Raw genomic sequence first — 21781 nt, forward strand, 5'->3', positions numbered from 1 at the left:
GCCAAATTGATAAGATCCTTTGACCTTTCGCCGCCTTATTGAGCAAAACTAGGTATAAACACTTTCTTAAGAATTAACCTATGTCACAATAGATGAAGATAAACCAAATAGTGTGAAGTTGTAAACTAGGTATTACTGAATGGAACCGCTTTATCAGTACGCGTGGCTAGTTCCCGTCCTGCCTTTGGTAGGCGCTACCCTAGTCGGCGCGGGCTTAATTTCCTTTAATGAAGTCACCAATCGTCTGCGACAGGTAAATGCTGTATTGATCATTTCTACCCTCGGCGCGTCGATGGTGCTGTCTTTTGCGCTGTTGTGGAGTCAAATCAATGGACACGCTCCCTACAACCAAATGATCGATTGGGCATCGGCGGGTAACTTTCACCTGAAAATGGGTTATACGATCGATCACCTCAGCGCTTTAATGTCGGTTATCGTCACCACCGTGGCCTTTTTGGTGATGATTTATACCGATGGTTACATGGCCCACGACCCCGGTTATGTGCGTTTTTACGCCTATCTGAGCATTTTTAGCAGTTCTATGCTCGGTTTGGTCATTAGTCCCAACCTCGTCCAGATCTACGTTTTCTGGGAATTGGTGGGGATGTGTTCCTATCTGCTAGTAGGTTTCTGGTTCACTCGTCCGGCGGCTGCCGAGGCCTGTCAAAAAGCCTTTGTTACCAACCGCGTCGGCGATTTTGGCTTATTACTAGGAATGCTGGGTCTTTTCTGGGCTACCGGCAGCTTCGAGTTTGATATCATGGGTGAACGTCTAGAGGAATTAGTCTCTTCTGGAGCCATTGCCGGCAGTTTAGCGGCATTATTCGCCGTTTTAGTCTTCCTGGGACCCGTGGCCAAATCAGCCCAATTTCCCCTTCATGTCTGGCTACCGGATGCCATGGAAGGTCCGACCCCGATTTCGGCCCTGATTCACGCCGCCACCATGGTGGCCGCCGGAGTTTTCCTGATTGCCCGGATGTATCCCGTTTTTGAGCCAATTCCCACGGCGATGACGGTAATTGCTTGGACGGGGGCCTTTACTGCCTTTCTAGGGGCAAGTATCGCCCTCACCCAGAATGATATCAAAAAGGGTTTAGCCTATTCCACCATCTCCCAATTGGGTTACATGGTTATGGCTATGGGTATCGGCGCTTATAGTGCTGGATTATTCCACCTGATGACCCACGCTTATTTTAAGGCGATGTTGTTCCTCGGTTCCGGTTCGGTCATCCACGGTATGGAGGATGTGGTCGGTCATGAGCCGGTTTTAGCGCAAGATATGCGGATGATGGGCGGTTTACGCAAGTATATGCCCATTACTGCCCTAACTTTCCTGGTGGGAACTCTGGCCATCTGTGGGATTCCTCCCTTCGCTGGTTTCTGGTCGAAGGATGAAATTCTCGGTTTAGCTTTTGAGGCGAACCCGTCCTTATGGTTAATCGGTTGGGCCACTGCGGGTTTAACAGCTTTTTATATGTTCCGGATGTACTTTAACACCTTTGAAGGGGAGTTTAGAGGCACTAATAAGGAGATTAAACGCCGACTGTTAGCCAATGCGGGCGCGATTCCGGCTTTTGGACCGGGGGCAATGAATGTTAAGCAATTGGACTCGGAAGCACAGGAAGAAGACAACCACGGCCATCATGCCCATGAACCCCACGAATCGCCAATTACGATGACTTTACCTCTAATGATTTTGGCGGTTCCCTCTTTGTTAATCGGTTTGGTGGGTAAACCTTGGCAGAATTTCTTCGAGGGTTTTATTCATGTTCCTAACGAAGTAGTGGAAGAAGTTCATGCTTTTGATTGGACAGAGTTTCTGATTATGGCGGGTAATTCGGTGGGGATTGCTTTAATCGGGATTACTGTCGCTTCTTTGATGTATCTCCAGAAGAAAATTGACCCCGCAACTATTGCCCAAAAATTCCCCGTTTTGTATCGTTTTTCCCTGAACAAGTGGTACATTGACAATCTCTATGATCGAGTTTTCGTCCAGGGTTGTCGTCGTCTCGCACGGCAAATTATGGAAGTGGATTATCGCGTTATCGATGGGGCGGTGAATTTAACCGGTTTAGCTACTCTTGTCAGTGGTGAAGGTCTCAAATACCTCGAAAATGGTCGCGCCCAATTCTACGCTTTAATTGTCTTTGCCGCAGTTTTGGGTTTAGTAATTGTCTATAGTCTGGTGTAGATTTTTAATCGGTTGACTAAAGATTTTTAGGGGCGCAAAGCCCCTTTTTTCAGCTTTAAGTCCCCCTTTTTAAGGGGAATTTAGGGGGAGCAAACTTTTTGCCGCAAACCCTATTTAAACCGCTTATAGCGGTTTAAATAGCTGTGTGGGACAGTTAAACCTTTGCTGATTAAGCTTTTCAACATCGATAATGTACCTCTTGCGAACAGGAAACGCTATATACTAAATCCGTTGAGTATAGGCTACTTAGGGTTTGCGGCAAAAAGTACGGGCGAAGCATTCGGTTAGAAAATCTACGGTTTCACCGATAGGTTATTGCCCGAATGCTTCGCCCCTACAGGACGCGGGCCGATGAAGACGCAAGGTTTTGAACGACGATTCTCTCAAAATCTTGCACCTGTTTCGCTCGTAAAGCCACAAAACCCTTACCTTGCCTACATTTCACATTTATTCAGCCAGCCTACTTATAGAGGAGAGGCACTCATGCAACAGGCAAGAGGCAAAAGGGGGAATAAATAATCAGTTTTTAATAACCAGATTTAGTATCAGTTCCTCTGAACTTAGATGTTCGGCTAAGTCAGCTTTCTTGGGCATTTTATCTCCTTGTCTTTACTCGTTTTATTATAACAGGATTTGGTATTAGAAGACAAAACAGGATAGACTTTTCTCTAGTCCGATCGATTTTGGGGACCATGAAGGATTTATTGGCGATTTTTAGCAAGGAATTAAGCTCTTGGTTTCGGCGCTGTTGGTTAGCGGTACTATTGACCGGCAGGGTTTTTTACTTCCTATTCACGCGCCAACCCGATTGGCGCGTCACCCAAGAACAAATGGTAGCAGCCGGGCCCGCCTCGCTGATTATCGCCATGATCACGGCCGCGGTGATCGGGATGATCTTTACGATCCAAGTGGCCCGGGAGTTCCAAGCTTTGGGCGCTGGCAGTATGGTGGGGGGAATTTTGGCCCTTGCTCTCGGTCGGGAACTCTGTCCGATTATGATGGCGATCGTGGTAGCCGGTCGGGTAGGATCGGCTTTTGCGGCGGAAATCGGTACCATGAAGGTGACAGAGCAGATCGACGCACTCTATATGCTCAAAACCGATCCCGTGGAATATCTGGTGCTGCCCCGTTTAATTGCCTGTTGTCTTATGGTTCCCGCTTTGAGTGTTATGGCGTTGCTGATCGGTTTAGGTAGCGGTTTGCTGGTCGGCGAAAGTTTATACGGAATTGCCAATTCAGTTTTTCTCGACTCGGTTCGCGGTTTTCTGGGTGTGGGAGATGTGCTGAGTGGACCGGTTAAAGGGGTGGTTTTTGGGGCTTTAATCGCGATTATCGGCTGTAATTGGGGTTTAACGACCGATGGCGGTGCTAAAGGAGTCGGCCAAGCTACTACCGCGGCCGTAGTCACTATGCTCTTAGCGATTTTTGTATCTAATCTGCTGATGACCTGGATCTTGTTCCAAGGATCTGGCAATAGTTCGGTTTTATTTGGACAGTAATTTCAGTTAAAAACTGTCATTTTCTCGCCATTGTTCTAATACTAAATCCAGTTATTAAAGACTGATTATTTATTCCTCCTTTTGCCTCTTGCCCCCGCCCCCCCCCGATGTCGTAGGGTTGATTCATGAATCAACCCTACCCCTACCCCCACGAAAAACTTTTTGCCGCAAACCCTAGCTAACTTAACAATACCCAGTTCACCAAAACTACCCCTGCACCACCTGTTTAAGGGTGGTAAAGGTTTCTAGGTTGATTAACCCCCGGCGCTGGCCTTTTTGGTTGGAAATGCCCAAAAATACCGATTCTCCCTGTTTGGGATTGCGATCAAATCGGGGTGAAGAATTGATATAAACTAAAGCACTATCGGACTCCATGGCGAATTGACGACTTTCTCGATAGGATTCGGTGACAATACAATCCGCGTGACCGCTACTATACTTATTAATCCAAGCGATCGCATCAGTGAGGGTATCCACTAACCTAAAGGCCACCGTTTTTTCTAAATAGGGTCTTTGCCAATCATTATCGGTGGCAATGGTTAAATGTTCGGGAAAATCCGCCGCTAATCGGGTATCTCCCCGCAATTTAAAGCCTTTTTCCTGCAAACTTTTAAACAAACGACTTAAAGTCGAAGAATTCTGATGGGGACTAATTAAAACTTTTTCGATCGCGTTAACCGGATCCGGTATGCTGCCATGACTATCGATAATTACCTGACGGGCTAACTCCAAATCGCCACTAGGAGACCAATACAAATAACAGTTTCCCATGGCCGCGCGCAAAACGGGAACCGTGGCCAATTGACTCACCTGACCGATTAAACTAGGGCGACCGTAGGGAATAATCAAATTAACATAATTTTCCTGCGTCACCAACTCCTCTAGGGAGGGACTAGAATCACAGGGTAAACCACTAACACAATCCACCGGTAAACCCACATCCTCCAATGCTTCTTGGATAATTTCCGTAATCACTCCATCGGAATGACTAGAGGCATTGGAACCGCGAATAATCAAACTATTGCCACTTTTTAGGGAAAATCCCGCCGCTACCATCGCTAATTCGGGAAAACCTTCATAGACTAAGGCAATCACTCCTAAAGGCATCCTTTGGCAATAGGTTTGGGACGGATTAAGTTGATAGGCCGCGTTAATTACCTGTTGCAGCGGATCCGATGCTTCCGCTAGTTGTTGCAATACCTCCACCGTCGTCTCTAAACGTTCGGGAGTTAACCGTAACCAGCGAATCATTTGTTCTGAGACGGCCATCTCTCGACTGACCTCTAAATCGAGGGTATTGGCTTCTAAAATGCGATCAAAGCCAGTTTTAATGCCATTAGCGATCGCGATTACCCCGCGATTTCTTTCGTTGCCATTGAATTGACCCAGATCCAGAAAAGCATTGTATGCTTGCTTAAAGATCGTCGGGGGGGTTTTGGGGGAACTTTCGATCATAGATTCTTGTCTAGCGTCGATAGGCTAACCAAAAGATGAATGCGGGCAAAATAACTAATAGCATAACTAGAATTGCCCCAAAAATCACGCTTACCCCCGGCGGTGATTTCAAGATTAACGGTAGCCAGACGACCGATAATAACAGAATTATCCCCATCATCAGGGGCAAGACTCCTTCCCCAAGGCGCTGATTCGTACTCACCCAACGAAATCCCGTCCAGCGCCAAGTGCGTTTATAGGGATAGTGGGGGGCTAATTGTTCGATAATTTGGCCGTTTTCCTGTACCACAAATATCTGTTGACAGCGATCGCAGCCAAAGGCATCGGTCAATAAAATCGGGCATAATGTCCCTTTCCGACGACAGGGACAAGGATAGTCTTGGTGTTGGTCGATTTTGGTATATTTATGCGGTCGCACAAGCTAAATTTTTGTTTATAAACGGTTGTTTTTAGTCTCTCGTGGTCAATGGCTAAGGTATTCAACGGTTGCCCAAAATTCTCAACCCTATTGCTCACGGGTAATTCCCATCTTAAGGGATATCCCTAAATTATTCATCCTGACCTTAAGGTATATTTCAAGATTTTTTCAAGCGGGCAACGCGATTCGAACGCGCGACATTCACCTTGGCAAGGTGACGCTCTACCACTGAGCTATGCCCGCAAGCTTTTTTTTACACTTCTATAAGTGTGCCAAATCTCAGAGCATTTGTCAAGTAGTTTGGAGCATTTTTTTACAATGATTCATCTTCTGGCAAATCCCCCAAACCGGTAATAGCTTCGAGAACCACTTCTATCTTAGCCTGTAGTCGGTTGAACTGATGTTCCAAACGATCAAAGCGCTTGTCAATGGCGGCGAATTTTTCAGCCACTGCGGCGAATTTTTCATCTATATGCCGTTCCATAGCGTCAAAAGCTTCCGTAATCCGCCCCTCTGGTTCTAAATCTAATTCCAGAGTCTTGATTCTCTCGACAGCGTTGACTAATTGCCGTCTGAGTTGGTTAATATATTTGTTCTGTTCAGCTTCGCTCATCAGTGGAACTCCGGGAGTGGGGACAACTAAAATCCTAAATGCCGGGGGAATTTTCTTAGCCTTCCATCAGTGCCTGTTGGGGATTATTTTCCAATAATTCTAGGGGTTTATCTTCATTCCGGGGGCGCAATTGACGCATGAGACTAGCCATTTCTAGGGCAGATAGGCCATAATTCCAGCCCAAATTACTTTTAATACCGGCCCGTTCGAGAGCCTGTTGTAGAGTATCAGTGGTGAGAATACCGAAGACAACGGGAACACCTGTCTGAAAAGCGGCCGCAGCAATACCCTTAGCAGCCTCGGCAGCAACGTAGTCAAAATGGGGCGTTTGTCCGCGAATAATTGCCCCTAGACAAATAACGGCATCGTAACGGTGGGAAAGGGCGACTTGACGGGCTACCATTGGCACTTCAAAGCTACCCGGTACCCAGATATAATCCACTTGTGTGCCATCGGGATTGACATCAACCCCGTGACGCTTCAGACAGTCTTGACAGCCTGATAACAGTTTATCAGTGACGAGATCGTTAAAACGACCAATCACGACCGCAAAGCGCAAAGAGGATATGTCCTCGGTAAAATTTCCCTCAAAAACAGTCATAGGTAGAAGGGGATAGGGGTTGGGGAAGTGGGGAAGTGGGGAAGTGGGGAAGTGGGGTAGTGGGGTAGTGGGGAAGTGGGGTAGTGGGGTAGTGGGTAAGCTGTCTCATCACCCTATCACCCCAAAACCCTATCACCCTATCTCCTCCTGTCTCCCATCTCCTGATCAAGACTAAATCACTAAAAAGTTTAAAATAGCGACGGCAACCACTAAAATCGCCCAAATTGCCGAACCCACATAGAGAAGGGGTTTCGATTGATCCCAGTTTTGGGGGGAAGCATAGGCAACGGGGACACCAATCACCATCAGCAAGGAAAATAAAACTAAGGCAATGAGAAAAAATTGAAAAACAATAGACATGATTGGGTTCTCCTAAAGCAGTTGATGTTTATTTAGATAATTCTCCCAGATTTGATACTTGTATGGAAGAGCCTCGCTTCCACTCAACTTAACTGGACGATCCTTCCTCTAAGTCCTCTCTGAATCAGGGGTTCCCAGGAGATATCCCTGTCAGACTGAATCCACGAGCATTTTAATTTTACTGCCACTGACTACCCAGCCGCAGCGGGTTCTAAAATTTTTTTGATGTCTCCATCCTTGTCAAAAGCAGGATTGTAAGGGTTAGGTGGGGGAAGTGACTCCCTGTAATCCCTTGCCCAGATTACAGTATTTTCGCGTTTTCGCCAAAGCTGCCCTAGAAAGATGTCCAGACTGCCGAACTGCTAAAAGCTAATGGTCAAGCCCCCCAAACGGATGCCAGCGCCAAAAATGACGAACAATACTGCTAGAGTGGTGACGGCGACTATGTGCAGGGCGAGGAAATTTAAGTTTTCCTCGCTCAGTTTAGGAATGAGAAAAAAGCGGGAATGAAGGGCCAAGATGAGAGTTAATAACAGTAAAGCTAACTTAATGCCTATATAAACCGATAAAAAACTATCAAATGACCAAAAATCACGAAAACCGGGCAAATAAATCCAAGTCAGTCCTAGGCCTGTTATTACCTGCAACAATAGCGCAGATAACCCAAAACCTTCAAAATATTGCTCAAATTGACGAATTCGGTCTGGTTCTCGGTTTTTGAGGGCCTGGGGTAGAACGGTGACTGCCAACAATAAATGACCACCGGCCCAGACGGTCGCCCCTAGGGTGTGGAGAATTACTAAAATTTTGAACAACATCGGTTTCTCTCAGTCAAGATTTGCTAACTTATAGTTCTTGGCTCGGCTATTTCCGAGCATTTAGTAACAATAGATACAGAAAAAATCCCGATAACTTCTCCTTACTAAAAAATATGGATTTAATTTTATGTCATCAAACGGCGGATTTTGACGCTTTGGGGGCAGCGGTGGGTTTATCGTTGCTGAAAGCGGGTAGTCGCATTGTGTTAACGGGGGGAGCGCACCCGACGGTGAGGGAATTTTTGGCCCTGCATCGGGATGAATTCGCTTTAATTGAACTGCGTAGTGTCAATCCGGCCCGTATTCGCTCTTTAATTATCGTTGATAATCAGTGGCGAGAGCGTCTGGGAAAAGCCTCCCAGTGGCTCGATTTAGGGCATTTACAGGCGATCGAATTGTATGATCATCATTTAGATAGTGAAAGCGATATTCATGCCTCTAGCGTCCATTTAGAAGCAGTGGGAGCCACCACGACTTTAATTGTCGAAGCTTTACAAAAAGCCCAGATTAAACCAAACTCGATGGCAGCGACGGTAATGGCACTCGGTATTCACGTTGACACGGGTTCCCTGACTTTTGCCGGTAGTACCCCCAGGGATGCCTATGCTTTGGCTTGGTTAATGACCTGTGCTGCTAACATTAAAACGATCGCCCAATACTGTCAACCGAGTTTTTCCCCGCGCTTACAGGAGTTATTTAGCCTTGCTTGGGAAAATCTAGAGATTAAAACGATCCATGACCGTAAAATCGCCCACGTTCTCCTCCATACTGCCGATTTTATCCCGGGTTTGTCTAGTGTGGCCGAGCGCCTGCTGGAATTATCCGATAGTGATGCGCTACTTTTTGCCCATAGTTATAGTAAAGACGAGGAAGATAATTCCCGACAGCGTTTAACCGTGATCGGTCGCTCTAGAATCGATGGGGTGAATCTATATCGGCTTTTTTCCCCCTATAACGGCGGTGGTCATGCTCAGGCCGCTTCGGTGAGTTTTCGCGATGTTCAGCCAGTTCAACAGTTAAACCAACTACTGGGGGACTTAATTGCTCAAATTCCCCCTTCTCCCACCGCTAGGGATTTAATGTCTTCTCCGGTGCGGACAATTCGTCCCGATACTTCCATATCTCAAGCCGAGCGCATCCTTTTCCGTTACGGCCATTCGGGTTTATCGGTGGTAGATGAGCAGGATCGCTTAGTTGGGGTGATTTCTCGTCGTGACCTCGATTTAGCTCTCCATCACGGCTTTTCTCGCTCTCCCGTGAAGGGATACATGACTTGTAATCCGAAAACTATTACCCCCGACACTTCCCTTCAGGAAATCGAGTCGCTGATGGTAACGTACGATTTGGGGCGTTTACCTGTACTAGAAAATGGGCAGTTAGTCGGTATCGTCACTCGTACAGATGTATTAAGACAGATTCATCAAAATGAGCGGGTGCGTTTTGAAGGGGTTGCTTTGGTTTCCTGTCTTTTACCGACGATTAAAGAGCGTTTAGAGCCGATTTTATGGTCATTCCTGCAAGCTGCCGCCACTGCCGCTCAAAAACGCGGTTGGCATCTCTATCTGGTTGGGGGTGCGGTGCGGGATTTATTGTTAGCCACAGAAAGGGATACTTTATTGTTACAGGATATCGATTTAGTGGTGGATGGCTGCCATCGCGCCGCCGGTGTGGGTGCAGGGGTGGAGTTGGCTAATTGTTTACAGGAAATTTATCCGGGGGCCCGGTTATCGATTCACGGGGAATTTCAGACGGCGGCTTTGTTATGGCACAAAGATGAGCGTTTTGGCTCGTTATGGGTGGATATCGCCACGGCACGCACGGAATTCTATCCCTATCCTGCCAGCAATCCCCAAGTGGAGGCTAGTTCGATTCGACAGGATTTGTATAGAAGGGATTTTACGATTAATGCTCTGGCAATTCGCCTAACTTCGCCGAAAGAGGGGGAATTACTCGACTTTTTTGGCGGTATGTTGGATTTACGCGCCCAACAAATCCGGGTTCTCCACGCTAATAGTTTTATTGAGGATCCGACGCGCATCTATCGAGCGGTGCGTTTTGCCACTCGGTTAGGATTTGTTATTGAACCCTTGACAGAAAACTATATTAGGTATGCGATCGAAAGTGGAGTTTATGAGCGCTCACGGCAACAAAATCAGAATGCACCCGCTTTACAGTCTCGTTTAAAAGCGGAGTTGAATTATATTTTAGAGGCGGATTACTGGGAAAGTGCCTTAGAAAAGTTGGCCGATTTGGGGGCTTTGCACTGTTTACACGGGGATTTAAGTTTAAATCGGGCTTTATGGCGACAATTGCGCTGTCTCAGTCGTTGGTTAGATTGTTTAAGTCTGGAATTGCTGGTGAATGCTTGGTTAATGCGGTTGGAATTATTAATCGCTTCTCTGGCTGTGGGGGAAAGAATAGCGATCGCTAATAATTTACAATTGCCCAAAGATAGTGTGGGGCGTTTACAAAAACTAGAAGTTATGGAAAGGGAGATTAGCAATAATTTTGCTTATGATCGACCCGTTAGTCAAATCGTCAGCTTTTTCAATGGTTATAAGGTTCCTAGTTTGTTACTGGTGGCGGTGAGGAGTGAGACTAGGATGCGGGCTTTAATCTGGCAATATTTAACTAAATGGTCGCAGATCGAGGCTCCTATCGACGGCAATGACCTAAAAGCTTTGGGTTATCAACCCGGTCCCCAGTTTAAATCGTTACTTGCGGCGGTGTTGGGGGCGACTTTAGATGGAATAGTCAGCAATAAAAGCGAGGCTATGGCTTTTATTGCTAGATTAACTAAGTCAGCAGATTAGGTATCGGCTGCCCCTTCATTTTCCGAAGATTGTCTTTGATCGCTGGAATAACCGCCTCTACCTCCTCTGGTGGTGGTACGATTAGAGGCAGCCCGGAATTGACGCGCGTAGGCGCGGTTGCGTTCAGCTTTTTCTTTTTTCAAATTACGACGTTTAGCCACAAGAATCTCCTTGGGATATTAGATAGACAAGCGGGGAAACGAGCGCTCGCTTCCCCTGTTGACATTGACACTCTCCGCCCTAAAAGTGCGGAGATTCTTGGGCTGAATCCTGCCTCCACTAGCAACGCTAATTTTGGTCTTACGGTTTCATGTCTAGTCCGACTACACCGATAAGGCAAGCACTCTTATGGACTACTCCCCAAGCGTAAATTTCTGTGTGTCCCACAGTATTTAATTGTTTTGCGTTCTTACAGTTTGGACTTAATTGAACACCATTGACTGTTAGAAATTTTCAGATCACGGAGTAGGACGTTTAACCTGTTTCCTCACGTTCTCACGCTCGGAACCACCGACAAACATTCTCGCACAAAGCCGTCCTAAAAGGACGGGGTTTTCAACCCAAATTTCCGATCACCTAGAATGGTTACGGTCGGGGATTAGTAGCGACGCTCCCGATTGCGATCGCCGCCAGCGCCGAAGGAAGATCTGGGTTCTTTTTCGCGAGCTTGATTGACTTTTAATTCTCGTCCCATCCATTGAGCGCCGTCAAGAGCGGCAATAGCGGCCGATTCTTGCTCTGGGGTTTCCATTTCCACGAAAGCGAACCCGCGTTTTCTTTTCGTTTCCCGATCCATGGGGAGGTGAACGCGCTTAATTGCACCATATTCCTTAAAAACCTCAACTACGTCGTCTTGGTCAACCTCGAAGGGGAGATTACCAACATAAATTGACATAAAACCTATCCTTGCACCGATAAAAACAACAGATTTGTAGAGAACGAAGATTTCGGGAACTAGCTGAACCAATACTAAACAGAAACGCTTTAACCATTAATACTGACCACGAGCCGCAGTGCCGACTTTTATTCTCGACTTCCATCCTAGCACATAGCTATTAGCTTTGCTCGATTCTGCCTGTCTCGCCACGGGAGCAGATAAACTAGACTAGAATGCTGCCCTATAAAATGCCCTAATTATGAGTTTATCCCCCCATCCGATCGAAACTGCCCTAAAAACCCTGGCAGCGAAAGCGGAAAATTCCATCGAACAAACAACAACCCTAGAAGACTTAGAACAGCTAAGGGTGAATTATCTCGGTAAGAAAGGAGAATTATCGCAGATTTTACGGGAAATGGGCAAATTAACCCCCGAAGAGAGACCGCGATTAGGTGCGATCGCTAATGAGGTCAAAGAATTAGTACAATCGCTGCTGGAATCCCGGCGAGAAAGTCTCCAGAATGCCCAAATTAAGGCGAAATTAGCGGCGGAAACCCTCGATGTCACCCTACCTGCTCTTAGCCGTCCTTTAGGGCGAATTCACCCCTTAAATAGCACAGTTGATCGCATGATCGATATTTTCGTCGGTCTGGGTTACAGCATCGCCACCGGGCCGCAGGTAGAAACCGATTATTATAATTTTGAGGCTTTAAATATCCCTGCTGACCATCCGGCCCGGGATATGCAGGATACTTTTTTCTTGAGTGATGGTCGTTTATTGCGGACCCATACCTCCCCGGTGCAGATTCGCTACATGGAAAGTCACGAACCCCCGATTCGGATTGTGGCCCCGGGCCGCGTTTATCGTCGCGATACCGTGGATGCAACCCATTCCGCGGTTTTCCATCAAGTGGAATTATTAGCGGTGGACCGGGGATTAACCTTTACGGATTTGAAAGGAACAATTAAAGAATTTCTTAAGCAAATGTTTGGGGCCGATTTACCGGTTAAATTCCGCGCTTCCTACTTCCCTTTTACTGAACCCTCGGCCGAGGTAGATGTGCAGTGGAAAGGCAAATGGTTGGAGGTGATGGGCTGTGGTATGGTGGATCCCAATGTCTTAAAAGCAGTCGGTTATGACCCCCAAATCTATACGGGTTTTGCTGCTGGTTTTGGCGTGGAAAGATTTGCTATGGTATTACATGAGATAGACGATATTCGCCGTTGTTATAATAGCGATATCCGCTTTCTCCGCCAATTTTAGGGGGATAAACCCGATGGTCATGAGTGAAGATTTAACCAAAAAAAGACTCCTATCCGTGGCTTGTCATGCTTCGATCTTTTTGAGTGCTACGCTGGTATCGGTGGGGATTCCCTTAGCTATTTATTTCATTTCTGATGATGGAACGGTGAAGGAAAACGCCAAAGAAGCTTTAAACTTTCACCTGAATATGTGGTTATACTACCTAATTGCCGGGATTCTAATTTGGGTTTTAATCGGTTATTTGCTCCTAGCAATTCTGGGTGTGGTGAACATTGTTCTCCCCATTCTTGCTATCCTGCAAGTCTGGAAAGATCCCTATAAGGTTTTCCGTTATCCTTTTATTTTCCGGGTTCTGTAATTAATTATCGGGGTTGAAACCGGTTCAACCCTTTTTTAGTCCTATTCCCACTAGAAAAATAGCCTCTGGAGTTTATGACTAAAATTGTCATCATCGGTGCGGGGATAGTGGGGGCCACCATTGCCTACGAATTAAGTGCCATCGAAGGATTAGAAATTACCCTCATCGATGAAAAAAAACCAGGACAAGGAGCAACCGGGGCAGCCCTAGGGATTTTAATGGGGATTATCAGCCATAAAACTAAAGGTAGAGCCTGGAAACTGCGGCAAGAAAGTTTAAAACGTTACGAAACTCTCCTTCCTGAGCTAGAATCCCTCACCGGACTGACTATTCCCTGTAACCGTGATGGTATTGTCCTACTGCGATCGAGTGCCGAAGACGAAGAAAATTGGCGCAAGTTAGCCCAAATCCGCCAAGAACAGGGATATTGTCTAGAAATCTGGGATAAAGAGACTTTAAACCAAAAATGTCCCCAAGTGGCCAGCGATCATCTCCAGGGTGCTATCTATTCTCCCAGGGATCATCAAATTAATCCGGCCCTGCTCACGGAGTCTCTCGTCGCTGCTGCGGCAAGAAGGGGGGTAAAATGTCAATTTGGGGTAAAAGTTGAAAATTTCGGGAAGACAGAGCTTCAAGGCTCTAATGTGAGGCAATGCACCCAGGTTTATAGTTCCAATGGTATAGAGGAAACCGACTCTTTGATTCTTTGTGCGGGAATTGGTTCTACTGCTTTAACCGAAACTCTTACCCATCCAGTGGCAATCCGACCGGTTTTAGGGCAAGCTTTACAGATAAAATTGACGCAACCCCTAGAAAGTTGCGATTTTAAGCCGATTTTAACAGGAAATGACCTGCATATTCTGCCTTTGGCTGGAGCGGAATACTGGATTGGGGCAACGGTGGAATTTATGGACGAAAAGGGCGAAATTATCGCCGATACTGCCTTATTAGAACAAGTGTATCAAAAAGCGATCACTTTTTGTCCCTCTTTGGCTGCGGGTGCGATCGTGCGTACTTGGTCCGGTAAGCGACCGCGACCGGAGAAAAAATCCGCTCCCATCATCGAATATTTGCCCGGATACGATAACGTTATTCTGGCCACGGGACACTACCGCAACGGGGTTTTATTAGCCCCCGCTACCGCTAAAATCGTCAGGGAAATGTTAAGTGATAAGTTAGCTATCGATCGCTAAATTAGTGGCTTGCCGATGTAGTCCCCTTAATCTCTCGGATTTGAGGAGCGGGTGTTTACTCATCTTGCGCTGATAGGAAATGCGATCGAGATACTGTTCGATAAGCTTGTTGAGGATGGTTCCTTAGTTGGGGGTGTTTAAGCTCCAGCAATCCCTCATCTATCATCGGGTTGACATAGTGATTACGAATAGTATCAGGTTCTCTTCCGAGCAGTTGAGCTAATGTTCCGAGGGGTAGATATTGTTGGGAGCATAGTTCAAGAATCACTTTTCGTACCGAGTCTTTACTAATGCGGCCTTTTCTGCGTATGGGTTCAGCAATTGCCTCTAACTGTTGGTAATGTTCGGAGCTTGGTGGGTAATGTTCGGAGCTTGGTGGGTAATGTTCGGAGCTTGGTGGGTAATGTTCGGAGCTTGGTGGGTAATGTTCGGAGCTTGGTAATAGAGAAAGTTGCGCTGAAAAATTCTGGTTCGGTAGGGTGTAGCGTGTTCCCCGACACTTACCTGACTGGTGTAACCAGCCATTTTGAACTAAATTACGAAGGCGTTCGCTAATATCTCTGGGATGTTCTGATCGATAACGCTGAATGTCAGTATTACTAATTTCCTCAAACTGATGCGCTAATACTAATATTATCCTATCAAGATCACCTAACTGACGGTAAGCATCCCCGATAATCCTTTTTAATTCCACTTCAACTGCTTCGGGAATAAAACTTGTCATCGGTAAATTAACAGATGTAACTTCTAGGTCAAGTTTTTCCGAAACTAGGGGACTCAACCATTGTTGTTCTTTCCAAGCACGAAGAATTTTCCCAAATCCAGAGCCAGCTTTTTCACCTAATCCGAGCATTTGAAACATTTTTTGTAGATGAGGATTACGAGGATCGCTAGTACCGCCTTCATAGAGACGCTGTAGGGGAATTCTCAGACGACCGGGATTAGAAAATAGATAGCCATCGATAGATTTTACCACCTTTATAGGCCGTGAAGACTGGTGATCGGCGTGGATTAAAGTATTAACTAAAGCCTCTCTTAAAGCTTCATGAACATGGGTTTCATCTTTACGAACGGCATCTTTGTCTAATTGAAAAGGAACATCTAAATTATTAATTAATCTGCCATAAACACGATAATAAGAGTTAAGTAAATTAGCTTCCCATTTACCATCAAGAGTTAAGCGATATGTCCATCTTTTTTCAGGATCGTCAGATAATTTTTCCTGATAGTCGAGACTATAATGGGGGAAAGCATCTAAAATACTGCGTTCTCGTCCAAACATGAGTAAACCCGCTACAGTTAATCCTTCTTTGCTAGAATTTCTATCTCGTCGCCATCCTCCTAACTGATGGAGTAATTGTTGATCATTGTATGCTAACCAAGGATGATCGGGTTCGCGATTGCTGAACCGTTGGCGAAATACTTTCAGAGTATCAGGATCAATATCGTTGAGATTAAAATTATCTAAAACTTGAAAATCTTGAGGTTCATTGCTGGCATCGCGAAACATTTGCTCTATTTCCTCCTTATGACAGCGATAATCTCCCTCATAATTTCGCTTATATGTACCAGTCATTGGGTTATTGTTAATATATACAGGACGCTGAGTTCGGGTAGCTCTAGGAATATGAATAATGAGAAGCTGATATTCATTAATCTTTTTTACTTCTACGTCTGAATTAGAACAGATAGATATATTCAGTTTTTGTCGGTTGTTGTGGTTATCCCAAAACTCTTGTTGAAGATTTTTAGGGTTACGCACTCCTGTAATTTCTAATCTAGGTTTTTTTTCGCTAACACCCAAAATAATGTAACCGCCATCGGTATTAGCGAAAGCTGAAAGAGTTTCCCAAATGTCTTTTGGCAAGCCTCCCTCGGCTGATTTAAACTCATATTCTTGGTCTTCTCCAATATCAATTTGCTGCAGTAGTGTGTCAATTTCCATGCTAAAATTCGGCGATAAATTTATGGATGCAGTTTTTGCTGTGAAAATGAGCAACTAGGCTGAGTTCGAGGTCGGCTAAAACTCTGAGACTATCGTCGGCTGAAAGTTCGATGTAGAAGTCATGGTAAAAGATACTTAAACAAAACTGATCTTAAATCGCCAACTCAAAAATGAAACCCACGACTCCTTAAGAGTTGACAGAGAAAGGCTCATGAGGTATTGTCCGCTCAATGCAACAACAAATCCCAAAAACTAAGCCCCCAACACCTTAACATAGAACAAAGAAACTTGCTCTACCAACCTAGTCAAGAGGGAAATTTATCTCAACGGCAAATGGCCGTCTTGCTCGGATGTCATCAAAGCACGACCAAAGGGATAATTAAGAAGTAATCAAAGTTGCCTCGGATGCTATCTAGCCGATGACCCTATCTGACCAAGAAAGACAACAACTCTGTGACACTGCTCGGGAAGTGGCGAAACTTTCCTATTCTCCCTATTCCCGTTTTCGGGTGGGGGCAGCGGTCTTGACAAATAAAAAGATTTATGCTGGTACTAATGTAGAGAACGCTAGTTATGGCTTGAGTTTGTGCGCGGAAAGGGCAACTTTAGCGCAAATAGTCGCAGCGGGCGATCGAGAAGTACGGGCGATCGCTATAGCCTGTATCGATGGGAAGGATGATATTAGTCAGTTAACTCCCTGCGGAGCCTGTCGTCAATGGATAGCCGAATTAGCGCCGCAAGCGGAGATTATTATCTGTGGAACTCAGCAAAATTATCGTTTTAATCTCTCGGATTTACTGCCTTTTTCCTTTCGTTTTTAACTGTGGGTAAAGTATAGGGTTCAAGGTACTACAACGCTATCGCCTTGAGGCACTTTTGACTATTTAGCAATCGTTTTAATCTTCGGCTACCTCTGAATTTTTAGCCGCTGCCGTTGGAGCAAGAGCCTGATTATCTCGCATCACTCTAATTAAGAATCGTAGTGCCTCATTAACTGCATCAGCGCTAGGAAACATTTCTGCGACATCAGGTTCTAACCGTACAGTAACTCCACCAAAACTTTTTCTTCCAGGGCCTAACTTTCTGACTCGAAGGCTCTTGAAGTCATACTCTGCCCGTAAATCATCTTCCATTCCTGACTTATCCCTGTTCATAGGTTTCTCGCTCGGTTTTTGTCACTTCTCTTGCGCTAATGAGGCGTATTAAGTTATCCCTTTCGGTATAGGATATAATCAACAATCGTCCTCGGTTTGACTGTCCAACGAGAAGATAACGATCCTCATCTTCAGAATGCTCTGGATCGTAGAAGTCAACATAGAGAGGATCATCAAAAACAGTTTTTGCCTCCTCAAATGAGACTTCGTGCTTTGATAGATTGCGTTCTGCCTTATTTTTATCCCAGTCAAACTGCATAAAGCCATTATACTGCTACTTACCGAAACTGATGGCACATTTTTGATATGTTTTGTCTATTACTTGAACGGAATATATTCAACTGTATTGAACCATAGATCTGGTTCAGAAGCCTTAGCAATCAATTCTAAATCCTTGACAAATTGACCAATAGTGCCTCCAAGTTGATGACCAAAAATTAAACCTGAAAACGGTTTGCCTTTTACTTGCCAAGTTTCGGCTAAAACTCTAAAGCGAATGTCTTGGGTAAAGAGAATGCGCTTAAGCTCAGTTACTCTTAGCAAAAGTTGATCATCAGGTAGTTGTTCGGTTCCGTCTTCAAATGCTGTTAATACATCTATGCCTCGGCGACGCAACTGTTCGGTAATTGCCTGGGGAACGTGAACATCCATGTACAAAGCAATAGTCATTTACAGTAGCCCTTTGGCTTTCATACGAATATAAAAAGGCGACTTGGCAGCTTGATTAGTCATATTTTCTTGTACTTGTTGCCATTCCATTGTGATTTCTTGGTCAATTTCTTCTTGATGGTCAAAATAGTAACCCATGACTGCATGAGCTTCGGCTGGGGTTAAATAAAGGTGTTGACGACAGATTTCTTCTACGGACCAACCATAGGCGATGTAGTCCATGACAATTTGAGCAACGCGGATACGCGGTAATCTTTGTAAATGTGCGGGTTGGTCGTCACTTTTTTCTATGTGTGGATAGGTTAGAGCTAACATAGGGCCTCTAGTTAATTGATTTGACCTATTCTAACAGTTTTAGGCGTTGCTGGATCAAGATATGGATGCTAATTGTGAATCCTATCCACAACCAACGCTTAGGACTAGGTTTGAAAAATTGTCTAGGGGACAATTCATACTTAAAATCAGCAAAGCCGTTTCCCGTTCAAGAGACGCATTACACTTAGTTAATATACTACAAGCTCGGCACAGTATTAGGCAGTGCCTTCGGTATTGCACTGAAAACGTCTAACTGATAACTGTTATTAGTCGGTTCACCCTCGGACACTGGACGAATCTATATCTACATACCACAAATTCTTAAGATATTTTCCCGTCGCTCTAGAGTGTATCAGATTTATCTGAAATGACTATATTCTTTGAATACCGATCAATTATCTCCTCCCGTAGCGACATTTTTAAATCTTTCTTGGGCAGCAGAAAAAGCCTCTTTCATCACCCTTTGAATCCTCTTAGGATCGGGTTTTTTACCCCCCATTAAATCGCCAAAATAGACACAAGCGCCCTCTCCTAGGGCCCAGGTATAGGCAGCAGACCAAGAAGCGGCGATCACACTGCCAAAACCGGGGATAAATTTCACCAATTCCCGACCGATGGCCTGGGCCAAAAAGCCGCCAGCGATCGCACTGACAACTCCGCCGGCTTGGGATGGGGTTAACACTTGACCGTATAATTTGCCTAAAACACCCACCATTGACACTTGTAGGGCGGTTAACACGGGCATAGTCGCTAAGGGTAAGGGAATCGCCGCCAAGGTCGCCGCTATGACGGAAAAGGCTAACATATAGCGTCGGGCCACGTCCCGATAGAGATTGCCTAATTTATTGCTGGTTTCCCGATCTAAAAGTTGGTGGATGGTGTTAGCCTCGGCTTTTGGCAATAAATCGGCTAAATTGTCTCTAAATGCCTCTAAACCGTAAAAAACGGGGTTATAACCGTCTTCCTCTAGGGTAAAATCTATTAGCACAGAATTGTCGTATAAATCCTTAAAAGTTTCTTTAATTTCTTGATAGGCGCGATTGATATCCTCGCAATCGGGAGGATAAGGGGGATGATCAACGGTATTAGGAGTATAAAGCTGATGAAGACAGGTGACAGCCAGTAAACAGGGGATTTTAGGATATTTTTGCCGCAGTTGTTTGGTAATTTCCAGAAGGCTATCGGTGGCAAAATCATCAATTTTTACCGTCAGGATAAAAACTTGGGCGCGTCCCGTATTTTCGGCTAAATCTGCTAATAATTCCGCGATTACCCTGTCTGTGTGTTGATAGGCATCCCCTAACCCCACCGTATCGGTAAAAATCAACAGGGGTAAGTCTTCCGCGGGGTAGGTGTAGCGCTGGGTGTTTTGGGTGTGGGGACGGAAACCCTGCCCGACGATTTCCGCCGAAACTCCCGTTATTCCCCGAATAATCGAACTTTTTCCCGTTTGGGGTTTGCCGATTAACAGCGCCTCGGTGGTGGGTAATTCTTGACGGACTTTTTCTAAAATTTCCGCCACTTGAGTGTCACTAACACTAAACCACTGGAGGACAGTATTAGTCAACTGGTCGATGGGGAGTCTTTTCATCACTTCCCCCGTGAGACTATTCCAAGTATTGACCAAAGAATCAATGGGCAGTTTATCAGTCATGGGGATTAGAAAGGTTTATGATAACTAAAATAGAGATTTTCAGCCATAGAATCAGACGATGACAAAAGCCGCAATAACTCCGCAAGATTTATCATGGCCTTTTTGGCCAATTGTACCACTTTATCCCTACGGTCAAAGACGGACAATTCGCCAAGAAGTGGTGCAAGATACGCTCTGGACATTTGAGCAATTGCAGGGTATTTTTTATGTGGTCGTGCCGATTCGCATGACGGTAATTAGGTTAGCATCTGGGGGTTTATTTGTTTATGCACCAGTGGCCCCGACTCCTGAATGTATTCGCTTAATGCGTGAGTTGGAAAGTGAACACGGGGAAGTTAAATATATTATTTTGCCGACGATTTCTGGGATTGAACATAAGGTTTTTGTCGGTCCTTTTGCCCGTTATTTTCCTAATGCTATAGTTTATGTTGCTCCTAATCAATGGAGTTTTCCTCTTAATTTACCTTTGAGTTGGTTGGGTTTACCGGCAAAACGAACAGAAATTTTACCTGCTGACTCGGCAACCACTCCTTTAGGAAAAGATTTTAGTTATGAAATTTTACCCGCAATTGATCTGAATGTGGGATACTTCTCGGAAGTGGCTTTTTTTCATCACTACTCTCAAACTCTGCTGCTGACTGATGGAATTATTTCTATCCCAGAAAATCCTCCCGCTATTTTAGAATTAGACCCCTATCCCCTGCTGTTTCACGCTAAAAATAGTGCTAAGGATTTGGTGGAGGATACCCCAGAAAATCGCCGTCGGGGTTGGCAAAGAATTTGTCTTTTTGCTCTTTATTTTCAACCTGCTGTTTTAGCTGTTCCCAATTGGATTAAGGTCTTTCGAGATGCTTTTACTGCTCAGGAAAAGAGTAAAAAAGCCTATTTTGGTTTATTCCCTTTTCAATGGGGTGATGATTGGCAAAAGACTTTTTTAAATTTGCGTCGAGAGGGGAGGTTAATAGTAGCACCCATTTTGCAAACTTTGATTCTTAATCGCACTACTGACGAGGTTAGTCAATGGGTTGAGCGAATTTGCCAATGGCCGATTAAACAGGTTATTCCTTGTCATTTTGCTAGTCCGATTCAAGCTGATAGTCAAGAGTTTCAGCAGGCTTTTTCTTTCTTGTTAAAAGATTCTTATTTACCTAAAGATGACTTGGAATGTTTAGAAAGTATTGATAGTTTTTTAGTGCGCTGGCGATTGACTCCTCCTCCTGATAAAAAATTGTAATTTATGGCTAAGAACTGCTATAATATATGCGGTTGTTAGTTGATTGCTAATCAAGGTCATGCAAATTCCCGAAAATCCCAGTAATGATGACATCAGAGAAGCGTTGATTCAATTGCGAGAAGAACTTGGTCAAAAAGTTGACCGCTTAGAATATAAATTTGATGCCTATCAAAAAGGTACAGATGGTATGGTGAGAATGGCTACTACTATCATCATTGCCACCGCTTCTGTGGTAGTTTTATCTAGTCTTAGTCCTGCGGTGACAGCAATTATCACCGCTTTATATTCTGGTAATGCTCATTAATTAATTTATCGCTAAATTCTGGTGCGTTAGGCTACCTTTTGGTGCG

At 45.0% G+C, this 21781-nt stretch carries 23 protein-coding genes, 1 tRNA gene and 1 pseudogene; 10 read left to right on the top strand and 15 right to left on the bottom strand.

The genetic code is table 11. From position 1 onward, the window contains the following. Nucleotides 1-139 precede the first annotated feature (139 nt). Complete coding sequence (locus H6G48_RS03230) at nucleotides 140-2191, top strand: NAD(P)H-quinone oxidoreductase subunit 5 (protein ID WP_190380173.1); 2052 nt, start codon at nucleotides 140-142, stop codon at nucleotides 2189-2191. Between the two features lie 692 nt (nucleotides 2192-2883). Then, the gene (locus H6G48_RS03235) at nucleotides 2884-3690 is read left to right on the top strand and encodes an MlaE family lipid ABC transporter permease subunit (protein WP_190719005.1); all 807 of its coding nucleotides are present in this window, start codon (nucleotides 2884-2886) and stop codon (nucleotides 3688-3690) included. A gap of 207 nt (nucleotides 3691-3897) precedes the next feature. Here H6G48_RS03235 and H6G48_RS03240 read toward each other — a convergent pair whose 3' ends face one another. From H6G48_RS03240 to H6G48_RS03270, 7 genes are all read right to left on the bottom strand, one after another. After that, entirely contained in the window at nucleotides 3898-5145 is a 1248-nt protein-coding gene (locus H6G48_RS03240; protein ID WP_061432145.1) for a glutamate-5-semialdehyde dehydrogenase, read from the bottom strand. A 10-nt stretch (nucleotides 5146-5155) separates the two neighbouring features. Next, the gene (locus H6G48_RS03245; RefSeq protein ID WP_012266165.1) at nucleotides 5156-5563 is read right to left on the bottom strand and encodes a hypothetical protein; all 408 of its coding nucleotides are present in this window, start codon (nucleotides 5561-5563) and stop codon (nucleotides 5156-5158) included. Between the two features lie 171 nt (nucleotides 5564-5734). Further along, nucleotides 5735-5806 (bottom strand) — tRNA-Gly (locus tag H6G48_RS03250). A gap of 70 nt (nucleotides 5807-5876) precedes the next feature. Beyond that, a complete protein-coding gene (locus tag H6G48_RS03255; protein ID WP_190719008.1) occupies nucleotides 5877-6176 on the bottom strand; it encodes a hypothetical protein in 300 nt (99 codons plus the stop codon). A 55-nt stretch (nucleotides 6177-6231) separates the two neighbouring features. Beyond that, nucleotides 6232-6777, bottom strand: coding sequence for a 6,7-dimethyl-8-ribityllumazine synthase (gene ribH, locus H6G48_RS03260; protein WP_190719012.1), 546 nt, complete (start codon nucleotides 6775-6777; stop codon nucleotides 6232-6234). 171 nt (nucleotides 6778-6948) lie between these two features. Beyond that, the gene (gene psbZ, locus H6G48_RS03265; protein ID WP_002732865.1) at nucleotides 6949-7137 is read right to left on the bottom strand and encodes a photosystem II reaction center protein PsbZ; all 189 of its coding nucleotides are present in this window, start codon (nucleotides 7135-7137) and stop codon (nucleotides 6949-6951) included. Between the two features lie 362 nt (nucleotides 7138-7499). Continuing rightward, nucleotides 7500-7955, bottom strand: coding sequence for a CopD family protein (locus tag H6G48_RS03270; RefSeq protein WP_061432142.1), 456 nt, complete (start codon nucleotides 7953-7955; stop codon nucleotides 7500-7502). 113 nt (nucleotides 7956-8068) lie between these two features. Between H6G48_RS03270 and H6G48_RS03275 the strand changes: the two genes are divergently transcribed. Further along, a complete protein-coding gene (locus H6G48_RS03275; protein ID WP_190719015.1) occupies nucleotides 8069-10768 on the top strand; it encodes a CBS domain-containing protein in 2700 nt (899 codons plus the stop codon). Here H6G48_RS03275 and H6G48_RS03280 read toward each other — a convergent pair. Together H6G48_RS03280 and H6G48_RS03285 are read right to left on the bottom strand one after the other, a co-directional pair. Then, a complete protein-coding gene (locus tag H6G48_RS03280; protein ID WP_002733784.1) occupies nucleotides 10765-10929 on the bottom strand; it encodes a hypothetical protein in 165 nt (54 codons plus the stop codon). The genes H6G48_RS03275 and H6G48_RS03280 overlap by 4 nt on opposite strands. Before the next feature lie 437 nt (nucleotides 10930-11366). Then, nucleotides 11367-11663, bottom strand: coding sequence for an RNA recognition motif domain-containing protein (locus tag H6G48_RS03285; RefSeq protein ID WP_190719018.1), 297 nt, complete (start codon nucleotides 11661-11663; stop codon nucleotides 11367-11369). Nucleotides 11664-11904: 241 nt separating this feature from the next. On the opposite strand from H6G48_RS03285, the gene pheS reads away from it, so the two are divergent. The 3 genes from pheS to H6G48_RS03300 all read left to right on the top strand — a co-directional run bounded on the left by pheS (nucleotide 11905) and on the right by H6G48_RS03300 (nucleotide 14460). Further along, the gene (gene pheS, locus H6G48_RS03290) at nucleotides 11905-12909 is read left to right on the top strand and encodes a phenylalanine--tRNA ligase subunit alpha (RefSeq protein ID WP_190719021.1); all 1005 of its coding nucleotides are present in this window, start codon (nucleotides 11905-11907) and stop codon (nucleotides 12907-12909) included. Nucleotides 12910-12922: 13 nt separating this feature from the next. Further along, nucleotides 12923-13267 (top strand): DUF4870 domain-containing protein, encoded by a 345-nt coding sequence (locus tag H6G48_RS03295; RefSeq protein WP_002798023.1) that lies wholly within the window; start codon nucleotides 12923-12925, stop codon nucleotides 13265-13267. A 74-nt stretch (nucleotides 13268-13341) separates the two neighbouring features. Next, nucleotides 13342-14460, top strand: coding sequence for an NAD(P)/FAD-dependent oxidoreductase (locus H6G48_RS03300; protein ID WP_190719024.1), 1119 nt, complete (start codon nucleotides 13342-13344; stop codon nucleotides 14458-14460). Between the two features lie 55 nt (nucleotides 14461-14515). Here the strand turns inward: H6G48_RS03300 and H6G48_RS03305 are convergent, their stop codons facing one another. Continuing rightward, nucleotides 14516-16405 (bottom strand): RNA-binding domain-containing protein, encoded by a 1890-nt coding sequence (locus tag H6G48_RS03305; protein ID WP_190719026.1) that lies wholly within the window; start codon nucleotides 16403-16405, stop codon nucleotides 14516-14518. 219 nt (nucleotides 16406-16624) lie between these two features. On the opposite strand from H6G48_RS03305, the pseudogene H6G48_RS03310 reads away from it, so the two are divergent. Both H6G48_RS03310 and cdd read left to right on the top strand, forming a co-directional pair. Beyond that, nucleotides 16625-16826: pseudogene (locus tag H6G48_RS03310) on the top strand (helix-turn-helix domain-containing protein); the annotation flags it as partial. Continuing rightward, a complete protein-coding gene (gene cdd / locus H6G48_RS03315) occupies nucleotides 16825-17226 on the top strand; it encodes a cytidine deaminase (protein WP_190719029.1) in 402 nt (133 codons plus the stop codon). The pseudogene H6G48_RS03310 and the gene cdd, both read left to right, overlap by 2 nt. Nucleotides 17227-17301: 75 nt before the next feature. Here the strand turns inward: cdd and H6G48_RS03320 are convergent, their stop codons facing one another. The 5 genes from H6G48_RS03320 to H6G48_RS03340 all read right to left on the bottom strand — a co-directional run bounded on the left by H6G48_RS03320 (nucleotide 17302) and on the right by H6G48_RS03340 (nucleotide 20197). Beyond that, nucleotides 17302-17559 carry a hypothetical protein gene (locus tag H6G48_RS03320; protein WP_002793495.1) on the bottom strand — a complete coding sequence of 86 codons (258 nt, stop codon included), beginning with the start codon at nucleotides 17557-17559 and terminating at the stop codon, nucleotides 17302-17304. Continuing rightward, nucleotides 17546-17818 carry a BrnT family toxin gene (locus tag H6G48_RS03325; protein ID WP_190719031.1) on the bottom strand — a complete coding sequence of 91 codons (273 nt, stop codon included), beginning with the start codon at nucleotides 17816-17818 and terminating at the stop codon, nucleotides 17546-17548. Before H6G48_RS03325 ends, H6G48_RS03320 begins: the two co-directional genes overlap by 14 nt. A 59-nt stretch (nucleotides 17819-17877) precedes the next feature. Further along, a complete protein-coding gene (locus H6G48_RS03330) occupies nucleotides 17878-18228 on the bottom strand; it encodes a DUF5615 family PIN-like protein (RefSeq protein ID WP_190358697.1) in 351 nt (116 codons plus the stop codon). Further along, entirely contained in the window at nucleotides 18229-18543 is a 315-nt protein-coding gene (locus H6G48_RS03335; protein ID WP_190719034.1) for a DUF433 domain-containing protein, read from the bottom strand. It lies immediately after the preceding gene. 391 nt (nucleotides 18544-18934) lie between these two features. Then, nucleotides 18935-20197, bottom strand: coding sequence for a YcjF family protein (locus H6G48_RS03340; RefSeq protein WP_190719037.1), 1263 nt, complete (start codon nucleotides 20195-20197; stop codon nucleotides 18935-18937). 58 nt (nucleotides 20198-20255) lie between these two features. On the opposite strand from H6G48_RS03340, the gene H6G48_RS03345 reads away from it, so the two are divergent. Continuing rightward, nucleotides 20256-21431 (top strand): DUF4336 domain-containing protein, encoded by a 1176-nt coding sequence (locus H6G48_RS03345; protein ID WP_190719040.1) that lies wholly within the window; start codon nucleotides 20256-20258, stop codon nucleotides 21429-21431. A 58-nt stretch (nucleotides 21432-21489) separates the two neighbouring features. Beyond that, nucleotides 21490-21735, top strand: coding sequence for a ssr2422 family thylakoid membrane protein (locus tag H6G48_RS03350; protein WP_002749050.1), 246 nt, complete (start codon nucleotides 21490-21492; stop codon nucleotides 21733-21735). Nucleotides 21736-21781: the final 46 nt, after the last annotated feature.

It is taken from the genome of Microcystis flos-aquae FACHB-1344 (genome assembly GCF_014698375.1).
In the GTDB taxonomy this organism is placed as follows: domain Bacteria; phylum Cyanobacteriota; class Cyanobacteriia; order Cyanobacteriales; family Microcystaceae; genus Microcystis; species Microcystis aeruginosa.

Coding starts and splice junctions, on each gene's coding strand:
- H6G48_RS03340 (WP_190719037.1), bottom strand. CDS start 20,197: ATGACTGATAAACTGCCCATTGATTCTTTGGTCAATACTTGGAATAGT.
- psbZ (WP_002732865.1), bottom strand. CDS start 7,137: ATGTCTATTGTTTTTCAATTTTTTCTCATTGCCTTAGTTTTATTTTCC.
- H6G48_RS03300 (WP_190719024.1), top strand. CDS start 13,342: ATGACTAAAATTGTCATCATCGGTGCGGGGATAGTGGGGGCCACCATT.
- H6G48_RS03330 (WP_190358697.1), bottom strand. CDS start 18,228: ATGACTATTGCTTTGTACATGGATGTTCACGTTCCCCAGGCAATTACC.
- H6G48_RS03270 (WP_061432142.1), bottom strand. CDS start 7,955: ATGTTGTTCAAAATTTTAGTAATTCTCCACACCCTAGGGGCGACCGTC.
- pheS (WP_190719021.1), top strand. CDS start 11,905: ATGAGTTTATCCCCCCATCCGATCGAAACTGCCCTAAAAACCCTGGCA.
- H6G48_RS03235 (WP_190719005.1), top strand. CDS start 2,884: ATGAAGGATTTATTGGCGATTTTTAGCAAGGAATTAAGCTCTTGGTTT.
- H6G48_RS03320 (WP_002793495.1), bottom strand. CDS start 17,559: ATGAACAGGGATAAGTCAGGAATGGAAGATGATTTACGGGCAGAGTAT.
- H6G48_RS03305 (WP_190719026.1), bottom strand. CDS start 16,405: ATGGAAATTGACACACTACTGCAGCAAATTGATATTGGAGAAGACCAA.
- cdd (WP_190719029.1), top strand. CDS start 16,825: ATGACCCTATCTGACCAAGAAAGACAACAACTCTGTGACACTGCTCGG.
- ribH (WP_190719012.1), bottom strand. CDS start 6,777: ATGACTGTTTTTGAGGGAAATTTTACCGAGGACATATCCTCTTTGCGC.
- H6G48_RS03325 (WP_190719031.1), bottom strand. CDS start 17,818: ATGCAGTTTGACTGGGATAAAAATAAGGCAGAACGCAATCTATCAAAG.
- H6G48_RS03240 (WP_061432145.1), bottom strand. CDS start 5,145: ATGATCGAAAGTTCCCCCAAAACCCCCCCGACGATCTTTAAGCAAGCA.
- H6G48_RS03350 (WP_002749050.1), top strand. CDS start 21,490: ATGCAAATTCCCGAAAATCCCAGTAATGATGACATCAGAGAAGCGTTG.
- H6G48_RS03335 (WP_190719034.1), bottom strand. CDS start 18,543: ATGTTAGCTCTAACCTATCCACACATAGAAAAAAGTGACGACCAACCC.
- H6G48_RS03345 (WP_190719040.1), top strand. CDS start 20,256: ATGACAAAAGCCGCAATAACTCCGCAAGATTTATCATGGCCTTTTTGG.
- H6G48_RS03255 (WP_190719008.1), bottom strand. CDS start 6,176: ATGAGCGAAGCTGAACAGAACAAATATATTAACCAACTCAGACGGCAA.
- H6G48_RS03295 (WP_002798023.1), top strand. CDS start 12,923: ATGGTCATGAGTGAAGATTTAACCAAAAAAAGACTCCTATCCGTGGCT.
- H6G48_RS03275 (WP_190719015.1), top strand. CDS start 8,069: ATGGATTTAATTTTATGTCATCAAACGGCGGATTTTGACGCTTTGGGG.
- H6G48_RS03285 (WP_190719018.1), bottom strand. CDS start 11,663: ATGTCAATTTATGTTGGTAATCTCCCCTTCGAGGTTGACCAAGACGAC.
- H6G48_RS03230 (WP_190380173.1), top strand. CDS start 140: ATGGAACCGCTTTATCAGTACGCGTGGCTAGTTCCCGTCCTGCCTTTG.